The following is a 19,067-nucleotide window of genomic DNA, read 5'->3' as shown; positions in this document are numbered from 1 at the left end:
CTGGGCACGATCTTGCTTGGCGCGTCGCGACGAGGTGGAACGACATGGCTACTCTCTCGACGTCTGCATGGGTGCTGCATGAGCTCGGTCTGGCCGCGGGGTTCGGCGGCCCCCTCTTCGGTCGGCTGGCGTTGCGCCAGGCGGTCAAGGATATCCATTCCGAGGCCGAGCGGGGCAAGGTGCTCGCTGACGCCTGGCAGCGGTACAACCTCGTCAATGCGATCTCGCTCGGCACCGCCGCGGCCACCTGGTTCATCGGGCGGACGGTGATCTCGGGGCGATCGATCGACCGTGAGACCCGCGATCTCGTGCGCTTGAAGGACATTCTCCTGGGCGCGACGCTCGCCACGAGCGTCGCCAGCATGATGGGCGGACAGCAGATGCGCGAGGAGGCGCCCGACGGCGGGGCGCCCCTCCTCAAGGAAGACGAAGCGCCGGGGCCGCGCTGGCCCGCGAGGGCCACGGCGCGGCAGCGGCTCCTCGGCGTCATGGGGCCGCTCAACATCGCCCTCACGGCGGGCGTGATCGGCGTGACCACGGTCCTCGCCATGAAGTCCGGTCGTTCGGCGAAGTGGAGCCTCCTCTCCCGCCTTCTGCCTTGATCTGTGCTCTCCCGGGAGCGGTCGCCGGAGCGAGCCGGCGCGCCGCCCAGGCGGCCGCCTACTGGCGCCCACCTGGGCCGCGCCGGCGCGCAGCGTCGCTCTCGTGATACGGTGGGCCGATGAAGGTAATGACAATGATGGTGCTCGCCCTCGTCGCCCTGGGCTGCAGCGACGAGCACGGCGAGGAGGAGGGTTGCCCTGAGCTCTGCGAGCAAGCCGTGGAGTGCCCGGGGGACGCCACGACGGAGCAGAGCTGCCTCGCGATGTGCAGCGCCGATACGGAGGCCGCCGAGGAGGCTGGTTGTCACGACGCCTGGGATTCGTACCTGGAGTGTCGCAACCACGCCGAGGACAACTGCGATCCAGCGAAGTACGACGAGGAGTGCAGCATCCAGAAGGAGTCGCTGAACAGCTGCCTCGACCGCAGCTGATCCGAGGTGCCGGCGGGCGCTCGACCGGGGGAGCGCCGCCTGCCCGGCTCGCGGCTACTCGAAGCGGTGGACCTCGCGCCCGCTCGGGAGCTCCTCCGGGATGAGCGCCGCGAGCCGCTTCGGCGTGGCGCGCGGGTCGAGCAGCGCTTCTCCCACGAAGGCGCAGAGCCAGCTGATCTCCTCCTCCGTGAGGTCGATCGGCTGCTCCAGCAGCGGGTCGACGGCGGCGAGGACCGGGGCGAGCGGGCCCATCTGGCCCCGCAGATCGCGGTCGAGGCGCTTGTTCGTGTACTCCGTGGCCGACGTGTAGACGTCGAGGTGGTGGCGGATGGCGCCTTCCAGCGACGTGAACGCGCCGTTGTGGAAGAACGTGGGCTGGAGGGCGACGTTGCGCAGCGGCGACGTCCTGAACTTGTACCGATCGGCCGGATCGCCCGTGACCTGCTCCAGGCCGAAGTCCTCATCGGCGTTCGGGCCGTCGAAGACCACGTTCGAGTGCGCCGGATCGTCGGTCGGCGCGATCTGCGGCACGCCGATCGCGTGCTGCTGGAAGTCGCTGAACATCTCGTTCGACTCCCCCGACACCGCGTGGCACCTGACGCACCCCGCCTCGCCGAAGAAAAGCAGCGCGCCGCGCTTCTGCTCCAGCGTCATCGCGTTCCGGCGGCCGCGGGCGAACCTGTCGATGGGCGCGTCGGCGAACGTGAGCGACATCTCGAACTCGGCGATGGCGGCCGCGATCATCTCGTAGGTGATGTCGTCCCCTCGCTTCACCGCCCGGAAGCTCTTGGCGAACCGCTTGCGGTACGCCTTCACGTCGTTCACGCGCTCCGTGACCTCCTCGCGCACGACGTCGTGCGACTGCGGCGCCTCGTACCCGGTCATCTCGGTGACCTCGGTCGGCGGGATGAACGCCTGGGCGTTGAGCAGGTGCGGCAGGGAAGAGAGCGACGTCCCCTCCGGCGCGGTGAACGAGAACCCCTGGCTGTTGTCGAAGGGGTCGCCGGACACGGCGAAGAACCGAGAGTTCCACATCAGCGTGGGATAGAAGGCCGTGTTGATGATGGTGGGGGCACGGCGCTGGTTGCGCGGCCCTGTGCGGTGCGGCCCGACGACGCCGTTGTTGTCGATGCCGATGGCGATCGACTGCGTGTCGGCGAAGCCCGCAGCCGGCGCGTGGCACCCTGAGCACGAGTTGTCGTCGTTCAGGCCGAGGAGGCTGTCGAAGAACAGGTCACGCCCGAGCTTCGCGAGCTTCTTGTCGAGCTTCCGCCCGAGCCGCGACTCCAGCGTCGACTCGATCTCTCCGGTGAAGCCGTGCCGGGCGAGGACCTTGGCGAGCCGCTCATCGACGGAAGGGCCCTTGGCGCGCGCAGGTCGCGCCAGGACGAGCGTGAGGACGAGAAAGGCCGTCAGGGCGGCGAGCGCGCGCCCGAGGGATCGCAGGGTCATGGTGCCTCCGGCTCCCCCGGCGGGGGAGGCGCACATCGGGGTGCGCGCTTGAGATCAACCAGTCCTGCTCAGATCCTGATCGAGCGGCTGTGAATCGGATGATGGGAATCTAAACTCGCGAGCTTCCGGCCGGCAAGACAAATTAGATAAATATTCCATGATTCAAAGGGCTTACTGCGTGTCCTTGCGTGTCCCGCCGTGTTCTTGCGTATCCCCCGGTATTCTTGCGTGTCCCGCCGTGTTCTTGCGTATCCCCGCGTATCCCCCCGTGTTCTTGCGTGTCCTCGCGTGTTCTTGCGTATACGGCGGTCCGTTCATCGCATTATCTGCGGTTGTCGCGCCTACATTCGGCGGTCGCGCCGCGCCGCGCCGCGCGTGGCGTCGTTGTAGGTGCGTGGCCGGCGCTCCGCGGCGGTGCGGCGCCCGCGCCCAGCGCGCCTCCGAGGTCGCGTGGCACGCATGCTTTGTGGGGCGCGATGGGCCGTCGTATGCTTGAGGACATGGGCCGGACAGCACCTCTGGCGGATCCGACGGCGCTCGTGGGGGGCGCGCTTACCGGCGGATATCGGATCGTCCGCGTCCTCTCCGCGCAGGGCTTCGGTGTCGTGTTCGAGGCCAGGGGCCCCTCGGGTCGCCGCGTCGCGCTGAAGGTCTTGCGGCCCGACGTCGTCACCGAGGACACGCTCTCACGGCTCACCCGCGAGGCGAGCGTCACCGCGAAGCTCGACAACGCGCATGTCGTCCCGATCGTCGACGCCGGCCACGACCTCGAGCGCGATCTCGCCTACCTCGTGATGCCGCTGCTCGACGGGACCGACGTCGCCGCCCTGCTCGCCGAGACGGGGCCGCTCGCGCCCGAGGTCGCCGTGCGGATCGCGCTCCAGGCCGCCGCGGGGCTCTCGGCGGGGCACGCCGCGGGCCTCGTCTACCGCGACGTGCGGCCGCCGCGCATCTTCCTGGAGCACCTCGCGAGCGGAGAGATCCTCGTCCGCGTCTTTGGCTTCGGGCTCTCGAAGGGCTGTGACACGGCCACCTCCGCCCCCGGCAAGGCGGCGAGGAGCACCGGTCCTCTGCGCGAGGAGTCGGGGCCGCGGGACCGCTCCGCGGACGTGCGGGGCGACGTGTTCGGCCTCGCGGCGACGCTCTACGAGATGCTCTGCGGCGTCTCGCCGTGGGCCGAGCTCGACGTCACGGCGGACACCGCCGAGCTCGGCCCGGCGGACACGGCGGCGGACGCGCCGGCGCCGTCCCTGGCGCAGTTCCCGTCGATCCAGGACCGCGCCCCGTGGATCGAGGCGCGCCTCGCGACCGCGCTCTCGCTCGCGCTGCACAGCGACGTGGACCGGCGCTACCCGTCGATCGAGGCGTTCGCCGAGGCGCTGCGCGCCGCGTCCGGCAGCGAGGAGCGCATCACCATCGACATGCTGACGCCGCTCGATCCCGAGCTGCGCGAGGCCATCGCCGAGCGCGCCGGCGCCGAGATCGATCCGCTGGTCGGCCGCGAGCTCGGCGGCCGGTACGCGGTGCGCCGGCTGATCGGGCGCGGCGGGATGGGCGCCGTCTACGAAGCGGAGTCGCCCGAAGGGCGGCGGGTGGCGGCCAAGGTCATCTTCAAGAGCGCCGTCGGGCAGGACGACCACGCCGTGCGCCGCTTCATCCGCGAGGCGCGCGCGGTGACCGCGATCCAGAGCCCGCACGTGGTCAAGACGTTCGAGCTCGGCATGGACCTCACGCTCGCGACGCCGTTCATCGTCATGGAGCTCCTGCACGGCGTGGACCTCGCCAAGCTCCTCAGGATGCGCGGTCCGCTGGAGCCGGAGCCCGTCGTGCGCGTGTTCATCCAGGCCGCGCGCGGGCTCGCGGCGGCGCACGCCGAGGGGATCGTGCACCGGGACATCAAGCCGGCGAACCTCTTCCTGCACGCGCCGTTCGAGGGCGCGGCCCAGCGCCCGTCGACCTCGATCGCCCCGCCGTCCACCCGGCGCAGCCCGCTCGCGTCGGCGCCGCCGTCCACCCGGCGCGGCCCGCTCGCGTCGGCGCCGCCGTCCACCCAGCGCGGCTCGCTCGCCGCGGGGCCGCCGTCGGTCCGGCGCTCGTCCGGCTCGGTCCGCCCGCCGCCGTCGGGGCGGCGCCCGTCCGGCTCCATCCGCCCGCCGTCGTCGAGCGATCGCAGGATCGTGGTCAAGGTGTGCGATTTCGGCATCGCGAAGCGCACGGGGGATGGCGTCTCGCACGAGCTCACGCGCGCCGGCGGCGTGCTCGGGTCGCCCATCTACATGTCTCCCGAGCAGGCCAAGATGGCGAAGGACGTCGATCACCGCTCCGACATCTGGAGCCTCTCGGTCTCGCTCTACCAGGCGCTCTGCGGGAGCTGCCCCTGGGATCCCGACGCCTCGCTCACCGAGCTCCTGCTCGCGATCTGCACCGAGCGCGTGCCGCCGCTCTCCGGGGCCGCGCCGTGGGTCTCCCCGGCGCTCGCGGCCGTCGTGCACCGCGGCCTCCAGCGGGATCCTGCGGAGCGCTGGCAGAGCATGGAGGAGCTCATCGCCGCGCTCGAGTCGCACGCGGAGGGCTCCGGCGCCGTCACGATGGAGCAGCTGCGGGGCATCGACCCCGAGCGGCGCGCCGGCGCCACCCCGATCTCCGCGCTGCGCGAGTCCAGGCTCTCGCGATCGGTCGACGGGGAGGAGCGCTCCATCGGCGGCAGCTCCTTCACCGCGGTGAACGCGCCTTCCGGCGCGACACGGCGGCGCTTCGTCGGGGCGGCGGTCACGGTGATCGCCCTGGCCGCGATCGGCGGCGGCCTCGCGCTGCGCGCCTCGACGGGCGACGAGCGGGGCGCGTCGCCAGCCGCGCCGAGCGAGCCCGCGCTGCCCGTCGCGGCTGCGCCTGCGCCTGCGCCGGCGCCTGCGTCCTTCACCGCCGTCGTGACGCTCCCGAAGGATGCGACGGCGCGGGTCAACGGCGCGGCGCGCTCGGTGAGCGATGGCCGGCTCGACCTGACGGGCAACGCCGGCGACACGTTCGAGATCGAGGTGACCCGCGGCGAAGCGACCACGAAGGGGACGGTGTTCATGTTGAGCGACGGCACGATCCGCCCCGATCGCATCGATCTCCAGCCGCCCGCGCCGGCCTCTGCGTCGGTCGCGGCCTCCGAGCCTGCCCTGCGCCGGGACAGGAAGACCCGCGCCCCGCGCGGCGCTCTTCCCGTGGCGGACCCTGCCACGCCCTCCGCCACGGGGGCGCCTGCGGCTCCGTCGGCTCCGACCGCGGTGGTGCCGGTCGACCGGTGGTGAGACCGATGCCGCGCGCCCGTCGCGCCCTGCGACACTGCCTTGCGGCGTGCGCGCTCGCCGTGGCGAGCGCGGCGCCTGCGTCTCCGGCCCGCGCGCAGCCCCCGCCAGGGGCTGTCCCGGGCGCGCCACCCGAGCCGCCTGCCTCAGCGCCCGCGTCGCCCACGTCGACCGACGAGGCGCTCGCCCGGGCCAAGGCGCTCTTTCAAGAAGGGAACGAACTGCGCAAGATCGGCGACCTCCAGCGCGCGCTCGAGCTCTACCTGAGATCGCGCCAGGTCGTCGCGTCGGTGCCCAACACCCTCAACGCCGCGTTCTGTCTCGATCAGCTCGGGCGCTACGACGAGGCGCTCGAGCTCTACGAGACGCTGCTCACGGAGCTCCGCGCGGAGCTCGGCGAGCCGGAGCGCCGGAGCGTCGCGTCCGCGATCGCCACGCTGCGAGCGCGGATCGGCAGCGTCGTCGTCTCGTCGAACGTCGATGGCCTGGTGCTCATCGACGGGAGGTCGCGCGGCCGGCTCCCCCTCGCCGGCCCGGTCCGGCTGCTCCCCGGGGATCACACGCTCCGCGTCGTCAAGGACGGCTGGCACACGTTCGAGCGGATCCTGACCGTCCGCGTCGCCGAGACCACGTCGGTGGACGCGAAGCTCGATCCTCTCGCGAGCACGGGCCGGCTGAAGATCGAGGACGAGCGGCTCGTCGGCGCCGATCTCACCATCGACGGCGCGCTGATCGGCCAGCTGCCGTGGGAGGGCGCGCTCGCGCCTGGCCCGCACTTCTACTCGGTGCGCAAGGGCAATTTCGGCTCTGCGCCGCGCGAGGCGAGCGTCATCGCGGGGCAGCTCGCCGTCGCCACGGTCGAGGCGGGGCCGCTCGGCGAGGAGGTCCGCGTCGTCGCCCAGCCGCTGAGCGCGGAGCTGACCATCAACGGCGTCCCGGTCGGCAAGGGGCAGTGGCGCGGGGCCCTGCCGCTCGGGCGCCACACCTTCGAGGCGCACGAGCCGGGCTATTTCGCGCGCACGCTCCGCGCGACCGTCGACAGGACGACGACGGGCGACATCGTCCTGCCGCTCGCCATCGACGACGCGCACCCGCGCTGGGGTCGGAGGGTCGGCGTCTTCCGGCTGGAGGCGACCGGTGGTTATGCCTTCGCCTCGTCCCTCGAGAGCGACGCCGAGCGGAGCTGCGAGAGCTACAGCTGCTCGGGCATCTCGCGCCCGTCCGGCGTCCTGGCCGGCGTGCGCGGCAGCTACCAGTTCCCGATCGGCGCCGCCATCGAGCTCACGGCCGGGTACCTGAGCCTCCGCACGACGCTCGATCGCTCGCTCGACGCGACGTACGCCGCTCCGGGCGGGGGCAACGGCAGGCTCCCCATCCGCTACAGCTTTCACGACGACATCGGCATGGCCGGCGTGACGGTGATCGTCGGCGGCAGCTATTATTACGGGCTGTCGTCGTGGCTCGACCTCGGCGGCGCGCTGGGGCTCGGCGTGGTGCTGGCCGAGATGAGCGACGAGGTGACCGGCACGGCGTCCGACGCGGAGAGGACCGTCGGCGTGGCCGTGCAGAACGCGGGCAGGGCCGTCCGCGCCGCCGCCCCGTTCGCGATGCCCGAGCTGAGGCTGCGGCTGAAGCTCGGGCGCCTCAGCGCCAGCGCGGGCCTCGGCGTCGGCTTCTTCCTCGTCGACGGCCCGCCGCTCGAGACGGGCAACACCTACGTGGTCGGGGCCGCCGAGTGCGACGCGGCGCACCCCACGGTCGACTGCGCGCCGGGCAAGAAGGTCGTGTTCGAGGAGCTCGCCCACGGCACGTTCACGATGTTCTTTCCGAACGTCTCCGTGGGATACCGGTTCTGAGCGCCGCCGCGCGCGGCGCTCACCGGCTCGCCTGATCCCTCGCGAGGCGCGCCTGCTCGCGCACGAGGTCGAAGAGGGCCGCCGCATCGAGCAGCGACGTCGTGAGCCGGCCGAACTGGATCACGTCGCCCACCGCGACCTCCTGCGGCTCGCTCTCGGAGAGCACCTTGCCGTTCACGCGGGTCCCGTTCTGCGAGCCGTTGTCGATGAGCACGAGCTGCCCCTGCTCATTCCGCCGGAAGTGCGCGTGCAGCTTGGACACCGAGGGGTGGCGCAGCACCACGTCGCAATTGCGCGTGCGGCCCACCGAGATCTGGTCGAGATAGGGATTGCCCTTCGCCTTGACGAGCTGGAACACCTCGCTCGCTGGACCGGGCGGAGGCGGCGGCTTCCGGTGCGCCGCCGGCGATGCGGCGACCGTCCGGAATGCGATCTGCTGGTTGTCCGGACCAGCCTCGGACACCACGAGGAGCAGGTTCGTCACCTGGCGGACGAAGCGGTCCCGAGGCATCACACGCGCTAGCTCGATGATGTCCCCTGCGTCTTCCACGATGTGCCGAGTATAAGCCGATCCGGCGCCGCGGACCGTCCACGGAGGCACTTTTGCCGTGGCGTCGCGCCCACGCACGGCGCCCGGCGCACGTGGAACCGCGAAGCCGCCCGCACGTCGTTGCAGCGCAGCGCGAGGCACCCTGGGCCCCGAGCGCATCTCGGCATGCAGCGCGCGAGGCCACGGCGTCGCGCCGCTGCCTGTTTACCGTGTTGCAATAATTCTGTGACATCAATGCGGGCTCGGTGGGCAGCTTGTGCTCGAAAGCGCCGGGATCTGGCGTACCTTCCGCGCCTATGCACGCACCCGTTCGTGGACGCATCTCGGTCAACCCCCGTGGCTTCGGGTTCCTGAACATCGAGGCCTCTCCGGAGAAGGCGGGGGCGCCGGGCAGGCCGGGCTGGGCTGCCCTCGGCTCGGCGACCGCCTTCATCGCGCCGCCCGATCTGAACCCGTTCCTCGACGGCGACGTCGTCGACGCGGTCGTCGTCGAGGCGGAGCCGGGCCGCTTCAGCGCGTCGCAGCTCGCCCTCGTCCAGCGCGACCGCGCCGAGCTCTTCGGGACGGTCGTATCGCACGCGAAGCGGCCGCACCTCCGGGTCGATCGCCTCGTCTCCAACACGGACTGGCCGTTCAAGCCGGGCAGCGCCGACGACCTCCCCGAGGGCGCCGCGGTGGTCGCCGTCATCGAGGGCGCCGCGGTCGTCCCGGCGCGCGTCGTCTCGTCGAGCGCCGACCTCGGCATCGAGCGTTGCCTCGCCCGCAACGGCGTGCGCGCCGTGTTCCCGGGCGAGGTCCTCGAGGCGTCGCGCGCGTCGGTGGCGGCGGTGTCGGTCGAGCGCGAGCTCGCGCGCGGCCGCCGCGATCTGCGCGACGTCATCACCGTCACGATCGACGCGCCCGTCACCACGGACATCGACGACGCCGTCTCCGTGCTGCCCGCCGGGCCCGACGGGGCGCTCCGCGTCCTCGTCTCGATCGCCGACGTGGACGCGTTCGTCCCCGAGGGCTCGCCGCTCGATCTCGAGGCCCGCGCCCGGGGCACGAGCGTCTACCTGGCCGGCCGCGTCATCCCGATGCTCCCCGACGCGATCTCCAGCGAGGCGGCGAGCCTGCTCCCGGGGGTCGATCGGCTCGCGGTCACGGTCGAGCTGCGCATCGACCCCGAGGGGGGCATCCGGTCGATCGACCTCCACGAGAGCGTGATCCGCTCGCACGCCCGCCTCTCGTACGACGCCGTCGAGGAGTTCCTGACGACGGGCCGCTCCGCCGGCATCCCCGAGGCGGCCCGGCCGGTCGTGCGCTGGCTCCGCACCGCGGCCGCGCGGCTGTCGACGGTCCGCGCGGCGCGCGGCGGCGTCGAGCTCGATCGCGAGGAGGCGTACGTGACGCTGGACGCCGAGACGCGCGAGCCGACCGGCGTCTCGCCGCGCTCCGACACGGGCGCGCACCGCCTCATCGAGCGGCTGATGGTGGCGGCGAACGAGGCCGTGGCCAGCTGGCTCGTGGCGCGCGGGCTCCCCTGCATCTTTCGTGTCCATGACGAGCCGACCGAGGATCGCATCCGCGCGCTCGAGCAGTTCGCGCACAACTTCGGCGTCGAGGCCGGCTTCGGCGCGCGCCTGAGCCCCCTCGGCCTCGCGGCGTTCGAGGCGCAGTACAGGGGCTCCGAGCTCGCGCCGGGCATCCGCACCGTGCTCGGCAAGGCGCTCGGCCCTGCCCGGTACACGGCCGCCGGAGGCCTGCATTTCGGCCTCGGCGCCCCGCTGTACCTGCACTTCACGTCCCCGATCCGCCGCTACGCCGACCTCGCGGTGCACCGCGTGGTCAAGCGCTACCTCCAGGGCCACCGCGACCAGCGCGTCGACGCCGAGGCGCTCGCGTCGCTCGCCCACCACCTGAACGCGCGCGCGCGCAGCGCCGCCAAGGCCGAGACGGAGCGGCACCGCATGCTCGTGGCGCGCCTGTTCGCCTCCCGCGTCGGCGAGGAGATCGAGGGCAACATCGTTTCCATCAAGCCGTTCGGCCTCGTCGTCCAGATGGTCGAGTCCGGCGCGACGGGCACGATCGCGCTGGAGGCGCTGCCAGGCGGCCCTTATCGGATCGACGTCGCCGCCCAGGCGCTGGTCGGCGCGAGCCGTCGCTACGGCGTCGGCGAGCCGATCCGCGCCGCCATCGCGGCGACCAACGAGGAGCTCGGCCGCGTCGACCTCGTCCCTGCGGGCGCTCGCGGCGCCCCGTGACCGGGGCGGCGGCTCCGGTCTACGGCGACAGGAGCACGACGAACGCGTCGGTGCCGTTCGCCGCGTGCTCGCCGAGGCCGAAGTCGATCTTCCCCTCGGCGGTGCCAGAGAGCGCGATGACCTTCGTGCTCGGCGCGATGGCCGCCGCGTTCGACTTCTGGTTGCCGGCGGCGCCGAGCACCTTCCCCCAGAGGTGGTTGCCATCGGGGTCGAGCTTCGCCACGAAGGCGTCGAAGCCGCCGCCGCCGGGCAGCGGCCCGCCGCCGAGGTCGACGACGCCCTGGACCGAGCCGGTCACCACCACGGCGTTCTCCGCGTCCGTGGCGATCGACGTGCTCTCCTGCGTGCCGTCTCCGGCGAACCACCGCGCCCACACGGGCACGCCGTCGGGGGCGAGCGACGTTACGAACGCCGTCTGCACATCGTTGGCGGGGAGCGTGCCGGCCGGCCCGAAGTTGAGCTCGCCCATGTACGTCCCGGTCACGAGCACCGCGCCCGAGGGAGCGACGGCGATCCCGGTGCCTGCCTGCGACGCCGTGTCTCCATAGTCCGAGAGCCAGACGCCGTTCCCGCTGCTGTCGAGCTTCAGGACGAACAGGTTCGGCCCGAGCCCGGTGTTCTTCACCTGCCGGGAGCCGACGGTCAGGGTGCCGTTGTACCGGCCCGTGACGAACACGCTGCCGTCGTTGCCGACGGCGGCGCTGGTCGCGAACTGGTTCTTGTCGTCTCCATAGATCCTCGTCCACACGACGGCGCCGAGCGGATCGTACTTCCGCACGAAGATGTCGGTGCCGCCTTTGCTGGTGGCGCAGATCGGGTCGCCGCCCGGGACGGGCGACGGCGCGCAGACCAGCGATCCGCTGAAGTAGCCGGCGATCACGATGTTTCCGGCGGGGTCCACCGCGATCGAGCGCAGCGTCTGATCCGCCGCGTCGCCGAGCTGGCGAGCCCAGCCTTGCTCGCCCTTCTCTCCGCTCATCGTGACCACGAAGGTGTCGAGCGCGTTGACGCTGCTCAGCGTCGTGCCGCCGAACGTGAACGAGCCGTAGAACGTCCCGCCGAGCACGAGGTTGCCCTCGGGCGTCACCGCGAGCCCGTTGAGCGTCTCGGCGCCGCTGCCGCCGAACCTCACGCTCCAGCGGTGCTGTCCGGAGGGGTCGAAGCTCGCGACGTACACGTCGGAGGTGCCGATGCTGACGAGGGCGCCCGTCTCCTTGCCGGTCAGGTTGATGGTCCCCGAGAAGGTGCCGCCGATATAGATGTTTCCCTGCGCGTCGACGCCGACGCTGGTCGCGCTCTGGGTGTTCTGGTCACCGTAGAGGGCGCCCCAGAGCGGCGTGCTGCAGGCGAAGCCGTCGCAGTCCTCGTCGGTGTCGTCCGTGCATGTCTCTCGTTGCGGGGTGACCTGGCCGCCGCACGGCCGCCATGACGTGCCCGAGAGGTCGCACATCTGCAGCCCCACCGCGCAGAGCCCCACGCCGCTCGTCCCCTCGGGGCCGCTGTAGCAAGTCTTGATCTGGCCCGGGGTACACACGCACCCTGCGTCGGGCTCGTTCGTCGCGCCGTCGCAGTCGTCGTCCACGGTGGTGCTGCAGTCCTCGGGCCTCGGGACCACGGCGCCCTCGCACTCGCCGAAGCTCTGGCCGTCTGGCTGGCACCTCCGCACGCCCGCCGCGCACACGCCGACACCCTCGGTGTCTGCGGGGCCGGGATAGCAGGGCTGCACGTCGCCGACGCTGCAGAGCGGCGCGCCTCCACCGTCGCCGCCTCCACCGTCGCCGCCGGCGTCGGGACGTGGGCCGATCGGCACCGGGTCCGAGCACGCTCCCGAGAGCGTGAGCACCAGCGCAGACCCGACGAGCATCGATCGCGCGCGCGGGGTTGTCCTCGTCACCATGAGGGGGCGGAGCTCCATGTTCGGCGATCTGGCTTCAGTCCTGGCGTGATTTTCTCGTCCGCTACTTCTTCTTGGTCAAGTCGATGATGAACGTGCTCGCGGGCGGCGCGCTCGCCGGAGCGTTCGGCGCGTCCGGGCGCATCGTCTCGGGCTCGTTCGCGTTGCTCCGCGATCCTGGCTCGTTCGCGTTGCTCCGCGATTCGTCGGTGCTCTCCGACGACGGGGAGAGCTGGGTCGGCCCGGCGCTCGCGCTCTGGGCCGGCAGCAGATCGTGCCGGACCGCGTCGTTCTGGGATTCGTCGCGGAGCGCCATCCAGACCGCGAGCACGCTCACGATCACGAGCGCCACGCCGCCGAGCGCGAGCGGGATCACGAGCTTCGGCGGCAGCCTAGGCTGAGCGTGGCGCGGCGCCCACGCGGCGGCCGGCTGCTCGCCGTAGGGCGCGCTGGCGCTGTGCGGCGGCGCGGGCGCGCCGTAGGCCGAGCCGGTGTTGTGCAGCGACGAGCCGGTGTTGTGCAGCGACGAGCCGGTGTTGTGCAGCGACGAGCCGGTGTTGTGGAGCGAGGCGGGCGCGCCATGCGGCACGCCGGCGCTGTGCCGTGAGGCGGGCGCGCCGTAGGCCGGTCCGGTGTTGTGCAGGCCGGCGCCTGTGTTGTGGAGCGAGGCTGGCGGGCCGTGGGGCGCGCTGGCGCCGTGCGCCGGGGCGAGCGCGCCGTAGGCCGGTCCGGCGTTGTGCAGGCCGGAGCCTGTGTTGTGGAGCGAGACCGGTGCGCTGTGGGGCGCGCTGGCGCCGTGTGCCGAGGCGGGGGCGCCGTAGGCCGGGCCGACGTTGTGCAGGCCCGAGCCTGTGTTGTGGAGCGAGGCTGGCGCGCTGTGCGGCGCGCCGGCGCCCTGCCGAGGTGCGGGCGCGCCATGCGCTCCGGCGTGGCCGGCTCCGGTGTTGTACAGGGCCGACGGCGGTCCATTCGGAGCGCCGGGGACGGCCTGCGCCATGCCGGGGTGACCTCCGTGCGCCTGGGCCGCATCCATGGCGCTCCCGCGCGGAGCTCCGGGCGCCGCCATCGTGGCGGCCTCCCACGAGGACGCCCCGCTGTTGCCTGGACCGAGCTCCGATCCGATCGCGGGCGCCGAGCCCATCTCGTTCCACCTCGCGCCCGACGGGGCCGCGGGCCGCGGCGGAGGCTCGGCCTGCGCGTCCGACGAGGCAGCCGCCGCCAGGAGCATCGGGGAGAGCTGCGGCGCGCCCGCCGACGGCACGTCGCCCGCCGCGAGGCGCGCCGACGCGTGCGGCGGCGCCGCTCCATGCAGGAGCGCGCGCACGTCGGCCTGCATCGTGCGGGCGTCCGGGTAGCGCCGGTCGCGATCGAACGCGAGCGCCCTGTCCACGACGAGGCACAGCCCGTGCGGCGTCTCCGGCGCGACGCTCGCGAGCGGCGGCGCCGCCATGGTCGCCATCTTCACGAGCAGCTCGGACTCCGTGCGCGCCTCGTGGATGCGCCGCTTCGCGATCACCCGGAACATGGTCGCGCCGACGGCGAAGAGATCCGCCCTGTGGTCGACCGAGATGCCGCGCACCTGCTCCGGGGCCATGTACGACACGGTCCCGAGCGTCGCGCCCGTCCGGGTCCGCATCGCCGTCTTCACGCCGTCGCGCATGCGCGCGATGCCGAAGTCGAGCACCTTGAGGCGCCCGGTCCTCTCGACGAAGAGGTTGTCGAGCTTGATGTCGCGGTGGATGATCCCCTGCTCGTGCGCGGCTCCGAGCACGTCGAGCAGCTCATCCATGAGCCGCAGCATCTCCCCCATCTCGATGTTGCCGAGCCGCTGGAGCCGGTCGGCGAGCGACTCGCCGTCCAGGAGCTCCATCACGAGGAACGGCGCCCCGTCCTCGGTCACGTCGATGTCGCGGATCTCGACCACGCCGGGGTGCTGGAACCGATTGACGGCCTGCGCCTCGCGCTCGAACCGGGCGCGCAGGTCCTTCGAGCGCGCCACCTCGGGGTGGAGGATCTTGATCGCCTCGCGCCGCCCGATCTTGTGGGTCGCGGCATAGACGGCGGCCATCCCGCCGATCCCGACGAGGCGATCGATCGTCCATTTGCCCCGCAGGGTCGTTCCTACGCGCCTTTCGCAGGCCGCCCTCTCGTCGTCCATGCCCCGATCGAATGTCACAGCGTGCGGGATCGAGGTCAAGGTGAGAGCCGCGGCGGAAGCGACCTCGGCGCGCCTCTCCGCGCCGACGAGCCTACCAGCGATCCTCGCTCAATCGGGGACAGGGTGCACCCCGTCGCGCACCCAGGGATCGATGGTCCGCCGGAACGCCGCCTCGGTCCGGAGCCCCGCCAGCACGGACGCGAGCCCCCACTGCAGGCGATTCACGAACGTGAAGTCCTGCGGCATCTTCGGCACGTGGGGGATGGTGGGCATCTTCTCTCCCTCCTTGAGGGCGAGCCCCCGGATGCCGCGGGTCAGGTACGCCACGGTCTCGCGCGCCTTCTCCGGGGAGCACTTCCAGGTCCCGTGCGTGCACAGCGGGACCATGAGCTCCATCGTGTAGCTCCGGTAGAGATCCCAGCTCTCGTCGGCCGGGTCGTAGCCGAGCACCTCCACGCACGCCCGGTCGAACTCCTTCCAGTCCGCGTCCATGGCCGCGCGCATGTAGCGCTTCATGCCCTCCACGAGGTCGGGCGGGAGCTGCTTCACGCAGCCGAAATCGAGGATCGTGACGCGGCCATCCTCGTGGAAGCGGTAGTTGCCCGGGTGCGGGTCGGCGTAGAGCCAGCCGTACCGGAGCATCGAGCGGAAGGTGAAGCGCCAGATGGAGAGGCCCGCGCGGTTCTTCGCCTCCTGGCTGCCGCGCTCGCAGAACTCGGCGTAGCTCATGCCGTCGACGAGCTCGAGCGTGAGGACGCGCCTCGTGGTGAGGCTGTGGTGGATGCGAGGGATGTAGACGTCCTCGTCCCCGGCGTTCATGCGGCGGAACAGGTCCGCCATCTCGGCCTCGCGCGCATAGTCGAGCTCGGACAGGAAGACCTTGCGGAGCTCGTCGACGGTCTGCCGGGCGTGCAGCTTCTTGGCGAGGGGCGCCATCATCGCCTCGAGCATCGAGACGCTCTTCAGGTCGTTCTCGATGGCCCTGTCCATGCCGGGGTACTGCACCTTCACCGCGACCCGCTCCCCCGACCTCGTCGTGGCCCGGTGCACCTGTCCGATGCTGGCCGCCGCGAACGGCTCCCGCTCCCACGCCGCGAACACGCGCTCGGGCGGGGCGCCGAGCTCCTCGCGGATCATCTGCTCCGCGGCCTCCGGCGACAGGGGCGGCGCCTTGTCGAGCAGCTTCTTCAGCGTGGCCTGGAACTTCTCCTCGTATCCCGGCGGCGCGAGCCCGTCGATGTAGCTCGCCATCTGGCCGAACTTGAGCGGCAGGCCCTTCATCTCGCCCAGCGTCTTCAGCATCGCCTCGGCGGTCTTCTTGACCTCCTGGGCCATCCTCCGCCGCGCTTCGGCCTCCTCCTCCTCGGTCCGGGTCGCGCCGAGGACGCGCTTCGCGCCCTCGATGGCGAACGGGATCGTGCGGGGCGCGAGGCCGGCGAGGCGCGCGAGGCGCCCCAGCTTGGAGGTCGGCGGATTGTCTCGGGGTTTGTCGTCGGCCATGCGGGACTGACTCGCTAGGGTGGAAATGTCGGCGCGGAGGGGTCATGCGCCTGCGCGGCGCTTCGGGGCCGCGCGGATCTTCGGAACCGGCCACATGGAGACGGTGTTCCTCAGCTGCTGAGCCTGCTCGGGAGAGATATCCCCTTCCACGTGGACCCGGGCGCGCCGGTCCTCGACGACGACCCGCACCGCGCCCCGCCCGACCGGCGCTGCGCGGAGGACGTCCGTGATGTCGTCGAGCAGCCGCTGCGGCATCCGGCCCCGGAGCAGCCGGACGTTGCGCCCCTCGACGCGCACGCAAAATAGCTCATTTGCGCGCAGGAGCGCCACGACGAGCGGCACGACGAGGGCGAGCAGGGCGACGGGGATCAGGAGGGACATGGGTGGCCGCCCACGACGAGAGCTCCTCCCCAGGCCCACCGCGGGCCTCGATCGTGAACCGGTGCCGGCCGTTGTCAACGACGGACGCGGCGGGCTCTGGGGTGCCGGCGGGCGCCGAGCGCCGCGCGGGATGCGCAAGATACGCGAGATACGCGATGCGACGTGGAGCGCCGGCGAGCACCGCGCGGCTCGGGGGCCCTGGTCAGCGCGCCGCGCGGTGCCTACCTTAGGTAGCCATGACGAGCGCCGCGCCCCAGCCTGCCGCCATCGATCCGCGCCTGGATCTGCACGACGAGATCAGCCGCCTGAAGCGGGAGAGGAACGCCGTCCTCCTGGCCCACTACTACCAGGACGGCGACATCCAGGATCTCGCAGACTTCCTCGGCGACTCGCTGCAGCTGGCCCAGCAGGCGAAGAAGACGACCGCGGACGTCATCCTGTTCGCCGGCGTGCATTTCATGGCCGAGACGGCGAAGATCCTGAACCCCGAGCGCATCGTCGTGGTCCCCGACCTCGCGGCGGGCTGCTCGCTCGCCGACGGCTGCCCCGTCGACCGCTTCCGTGCGTGGCGCGCCCGGTACCCGGGCGCGGTCGCGATCTCGTACATCAACTGCTCCGCCGAGGTGAAGGCGGAGAGCGACTACATCTGCACGTCGTCGAACGCGGAGAAGATCGTCCGCGCGATCCCCGAGGGGCAGGAGATCCTCTTCGCGCCCGACAAGAACCTCGGGCGCTGGCTCGTCGAGCGGACGGGCCGCCCGATGCGCCTGTGGCAGGGCAGCTGCGTCGTTCACGAGACCTTCAGCCTGCGCAAGATCGTCGCGCTGCGCGAGCGCCACCCGGACGCGAAGCTCATCGCGCACCCGGAGTGCGAGGAGCCGATCCTGCGGATGTCCGATTACATCGGCTCGACGACCGCGCTGCTCAAATACACCACCGCGGACGACGCCCGGAAGTACATCGTCGCGACGGAGAGCGGCATCGTGCACCAGATGCGCAAGGCGTCGCCGCAGAAGGAGTTCATCGAGGGGCCGCCCGAGGGCAACTGCGCCTGCAACGAGTGCCCCTTCATGCGGCTCAACACGCTCGAGAAGGTCTATCTCGCGCTGCGCGATCTCGCCCCGCGCCTCGAGATGGCGCCCGAGCTGCGCGAGCGCGCGCGCGTCCCGATCGATCGCATGCTGGCCCTCAGCTGAGCTCGGCGCGCGACGCGGCGATCACAGCACGAGGGAGAGCCCGAGGGTCTGGACGAACGAGCCTCGGGTCTGCGGCAGCGCGCCGATGGTGCGCCGCCGCCCCTGGGCGTCGATGGCCTGGCCTTCCCGGGTGGCGTCGCCGCCCCGGCCGAGCACGAAGGCGCCCGAGGTCTCCAGCTCGATCGTGAGCCAGCGGCGGATGATGTCGAACGACACCCCGAGCCCCAGCGGGATCTCGACGTACGAGGCGCCGCGCTCGCGGACCGTGAACTCCCCCCCGGGGTCGGAGACCCGCATGCGGTCGAAGTCGAACCGGTCGTAACCGACGCCGACCGACAGCCACGAGCGGGCGCGCTCGCTGAGCGGAAGCGTGGGGGCGAGGCGCGCGCCGAGCGCGAGGGAGCGTACAGCGGGCGCGCCGTCCTCGCGTGGCTCTGCCGTGATCGGGCCGGGCTGCGCGAGCGCGCCGGTCTGGAGCGCGAGCTCGTGCTCGGCGTGCACGAAGAAGGCGGAGAAGCGCAGGTAGTCGAAGATCTCCCAGCGCGCGTGGACCCCGACGCCGACCGCGGGCTTCAGGCGAATCCCCGTCGGCTGGCCCGCGGCGTCGTTCGAGCCGAACCGGTTGACGAGGGCGATGTCCGGGCCGATCTCGATGTGCCTGGCCCACGGCAAGCGGGTCCGGGGTGGCGCGGGCGGCAGCGGCGGTCGCGGAGGTCCCGGTGGCTGCTCGGCCGGAGCGGCATCCTCGGAGGTCGCGGCGCTCGAGGGCTCCTCGGCGTGCGCGGTCGAGGCGAAGGCGAGCGCGACCGCGCACGCCGCCGTGCCTCGTCCCACGCAGGCGCGAGCGGTTCGCATGCCCGCCCTTGTAGCAGGCTTTTGGGAGCGGCCGAGCCGCCAGCAGCGCTCGCGTCCCCGCCGGCTGCTGCAGGGCCGCCGGACGCGCTTCGCCGCTGCCGGGGTGCTCCCGGGGCCGGTGGCAGGGGCCCGTCGGGTCGGGCAAACTCGTCCCCATGCGTGCAAAGCCCATCGCCTCCCTGTTCTTCCTGGTCCTTGCGCAGCTCGGCTGTTCCGCCGAGCGCAAGCCCGACGCCGAGCCGGCTCCCGGGGCTGCGCCTCCCGCGACCGCCGAGGGCGCATCGCCGATGCAGGCGTCGGCCTCCGGGATCGCGCGGCTCGAGAAGAAGCAGTTTGGCGCGCCCATCACGGAGAGCTCGACGACGCCGCTGCCGGCGCTCCTGCAGGAGCCGGGCAAGTTCAGCGGAAAGACCGTCCGGACCGAGGGGGTCGTCTCGGCCGTGTGCAAGTCGATGGGCTGCTGGATGGAGATCGCCGACGAGTCCGGCAGCGCCCATATCAAGATGGCGGGCCACAGCTTCTTCGTCCCGAAGGACGCCTCCGGTCACCGGGCGGTCGTCCAGGGCAAGATGGTCGCGGGCGAGGCCGAGGAAGGCGCCGCGTGCGGCGCCAAGGACAACTGCCGCGGCGAAGCCGAGAAGCAGACGGGCCGGGTC

14 protein-coding genes (1 of these 14 running past the window's edge) are annotated in these 19,067 nt (G+C 72.1%); 7 read left to right on the top strand and 7 right to left on the bottom strand.

The window, feature by feature from the left end; all coding sequences use genetic code 11:
- Nucleotides 1–44 precede the first annotated feature (44 nt).
- Nucleotides 45–602 (top strand): hypothetical protein, encoded by a 558-nt coding sequence (locus WMF14_RS40080; protein ID WP_272102667.1) that lies wholly within the window; start codon nucleotides 45–47, stop codon nucleotides 600–602.
- Between the two features lie 119 nt (nucleotides 603–721).
- Nucleotides 722–1,033: a hypothetical protein gene (locus WMF14_RS40075; RefSeq protein WP_272102668.1), complete on the top strand. Its 312-nt coding sequence runs from the start codon at nucleotides 722–724 to the stop codon at nucleotides 1,031–1,033.
- A 54-nt stretch (nucleotides 1,034–1,087) separates the two neighbouring features.
- Here the strand turns inward: WMF14_RS40075 and WMF14_RS40070 are convergent, their stop codons facing one another.
- Nucleotides 1,088–2,485 (bottom strand): cytochrome-c peroxidase, encoded by a 1,398-nt coding sequence (locus WMF14_RS40070; RefSeq protein ID WP_437795145.1) that lies wholly within the window; start codon nucleotides 2,483–2,485, stop codon nucleotides 1,088–1,090.
- Between the two features lie 500 nt (nucleotides 2,486–2,985).
- On the opposite strand from WMF14_RS40070, the gene WMF14_RS40065 reads away from it, so the two are divergent.
- Together WMF14_RS40065 and WMF14_RS40060 are read left to right on the top strand one after the other, a co-directional pair.
- On the top strand, nucleotides 2,986–5,781 hold the full coding sequence (locus WMF14_RS40065; protein ID WP_437795143.1) for a protein kinase domain-containing protein: 2,796 nt from the start codon (nucleotides 2,986–2,988) through the stop codon (nucleotides 5,779–5,781).
- A gap of 5 nt (nucleotides 5,782–5,786) precedes the next feature.
- Nucleotides 5,787–7,634 carry a PEGA domain-containing protein gene (locus WMF14_RS40060; protein ID WP_437795142.1) on the top strand — a complete coding sequence of 616 codons (1,848 nt, stop codon included), beginning with the start codon at nucleotides 5,787–5,789 and terminating at the stop codon, nucleotides 7,632–7,634.
- Between the two features lie 19 nt (nucleotides 7,635–7,653).
- On the opposite strand, the gene WMF14_RS40055 is transcribed toward WMF14_RS40060, so the two are convergent.
- Nucleotides 7,654–8,145 carry an FHA domain-containing protein gene (locus WMF14_RS40055; protein WP_272102672.1) on the bottom strand — a complete coding sequence of 164 codons (492 nt, stop codon included), beginning with the start codon at nucleotides 8,143–8,145 and terminating at the stop codon, nucleotides 7,654–7,656.
- 335 nt (nucleotides 8,146–8,480) lie between these two features.
- On the opposite strand from WMF14_RS40055, the gene WMF14_RS40050 reads away from it, so the two are divergent.
- On the top strand, nucleotides 8,481–10,427 hold the full coding sequence (locus tag WMF14_RS40050; RefSeq protein WP_272102674.1) for a ribonuclease R family protein: 1,947 nt from the start codon (nucleotides 8,481–8,483) through the stop codon (nucleotides 10,425–10,427).
- A gap of 19 nt (nucleotides 10,428–10,446) precedes the next feature.
- Here WMF14_RS40050 and WMF14_RS40045 read toward each other — a convergent pair whose 3' ends face one another.
- The 4 genes from WMF14_RS40045 to WMF14_RS40030 all read right to left on the bottom strand — a co-directional run bounded on the left by WMF14_RS40045 (nucleotide 10,447) and on the right by WMF14_RS40030 (nucleotide 16,360).
- The gene (locus WMF14_RS40045) at nucleotides 10,447–12,324 is read right to left on the bottom strand and encodes a hypothetical protein (RefSeq protein WP_437795140.1); all 1,878 of its coding nucleotides are present in this window, start codon (nucleotides 12,322–12,324) and stop codon (nucleotides 10,447–10,449) included.
- A 61-nt stretch (nucleotides 12,325–12,385) separates the two neighbouring features.
- A complete protein-coding gene (locus WMF14_RS40040) occupies nucleotides 12,386–14,479 on the bottom strand; it encodes a protein kinase domain-containing protein (RefSeq protein ID WP_437795137.1) in 2,094 nt (697 codons plus the stop codon).
- Nucleotides 14,480–14,587: 108 nt separating this feature from the next.
- On the bottom strand, nucleotides 14,588–15,979 hold the full coding sequence (locus WMF14_RS40035; RefSeq protein WP_437795134.1) for an ABC1 kinase family protein: 1,392 nt from the start codon (nucleotides 15,977–15,979) through the stop codon (nucleotides 14,588–14,590).
- Nucleotides 15,980–16,021: 42 nt separating this feature from the next.
- A complete protein-coding gene (locus WMF14_RS40030) occupies nucleotides 16,022–16,360 on the bottom strand; it encodes a DUF3634 family protein (protein ID WP_272102678.1) in 339 nt (112 codons plus the stop codon).
- Between the two features lie 236 nt (nucleotides 16,361–16,596).
- On the opposite strand from WMF14_RS40030, the gene nadA reads away from it, so the two are divergent.
- Nucleotides 16,597–17,556 carry a quinolinate synthase NadA gene (gene nadA, locus WMF14_RS40025; RefSeq protein WP_272102679.1) on the top strand — a complete coding sequence of 320 codons (960 nt, stop codon included), beginning with the start codon at nucleotides 16,597–16,599 and terminating at the stop codon, nucleotides 17,554–17,556.
- A 21-nt stretch (nucleotides 17,557–17,577) separates the two neighbouring features.
- On the opposite strand, the gene WMF14_RS40020 is transcribed toward nadA, so the two are convergent.
- A complete protein-coding gene (locus tag WMF14_RS40020) occupies nucleotides 17,578–18,411 on the bottom strand; it encodes a hypothetical protein (RefSeq protein ID WP_437795131.1) in 834 nt (277 codons plus the stop codon).
- Between the two features lie 155 nt (nucleotides 18,412–18,566).
- On the opposite strand from WMF14_RS40020, the gene WMF14_RS40015 reads away from it, so the two are divergent.
- Nucleotides 18,567–19,067: the 5' portion of a DUF4920 domain-containing protein gene (locus WMF14_RS40015; RefSeq protein WP_272102681.1), read on the top strand. It continues 45 nt past the right edge of the window; 501 of the gene's 546 nt are visible here — the first part of the coding sequence; it begins with the start codon at nucleotides 18,567–18,569; the stop codon falls past the right edge of the window.

The sequence above is a fragment of the Sorangium sp. So ce693 genome (assembly GCF_051521375.1).
Lineage (GTDB): Bacteria > Myxococcota_A > Polyangia > Polyangiales > Polyangiaceae > Sorangium > Sorangium atrum.
Note: the sequence above shows the minus strand (reverse complement) of the source record. Positions and strands in the feature narration are given on the sequence as shown.

Bases quoted from the DNA above. Each gene is read 5' to 3' on its own strand.
- WMF14_RS40050 (WP_272102674.1), top strand. From the start codon at position 8,481: ATGCACGCACCCGTTCGTGGACGCATCTCGGTCAACCCCCGTGGCTTC.
- WMF14_RS40080 (WP_272102667.1), top strand. From the start codon at position 45: ATGGCTACTCTCTCGACGTCTGCATGGGTGCTGCATGAGCTCGGTCTG.
- WMF14_RS40070 (WP_437795145.1), bottom strand. From the start codon at position 2,485: ATGACCCTGCGATCCCTCGGGCGCGCGCTCGCCGCCCTGACGGCCTTT.
- WMF14_RS40075 (WP_272102668.1), top strand. From the start codon at position 722: ATGAAGGTAATGACAATGATGGTGCTCGCCCTCGTCGCCCTGGGCTGC.
- WMF14_RS40020 (WP_437795131.1), bottom strand. From the start codon at position 18,411: ATGCGAACCGCTCGCGCCTGCGTGGGACGAGGCACGGCGGCGTGCGCG.
- WMF14_RS40065 (WP_437795143.1), top strand. From the start codon at position 2,986: ATGGGCCGGACAGCACCTCTGGCGGATCCGACGGCGCTCGTGGGGGGC.
- WMF14_RS40040 (WP_437795137.1), bottom strand. From the start codon at position 14,479: ATGGACGACGAGAGGGCGGCCTGCGAAAGGCGCGTAGGAACGACCCTG.
- WMF14_RS40060 (WP_437795142.1), top strand. From the start codon at position 5,787: ATGCCGCGCGCCCGTCGCGCCCTGCGACACTGCCTTGCGGCGTGCGCG.
- WMF14_RS40055 (WP_272102672.1), bottom strand. From the start codon at position 8,145: ATGCCTCGGGACCGCTTCGTCCGCCAGGTGACGAACCTGCTCCTCGTG.
- nadA (WP_272102679.1), top strand. From the start codon at position 16,597: ATGACGAGCGCCGCGCCCCAGCCTGCCGCCATCGATCCGCGCCTGGAT.
- WMF14_RS40030 (WP_272102678.1), bottom strand. From the start codon at position 16,360: ATGTCCCTCCTGATCCCCGTCGCCCTGCTCGCCCTCGTCGTGCCGCTC.
- WMF14_RS40035 (WP_437795134.1), bottom strand. From the start codon at position 15,979: ATGGCCGACGACAAACCCCGAGACAATCCGCCGACCTCCAAGCTGGGG.
- WMF14_RS40045 (WP_437795140.1), bottom strand. From the start codon at position 12,324: ATGGTGACGAGGACAACCCCGCGCGCGCGATCGATGCTCGTCGGGTCT.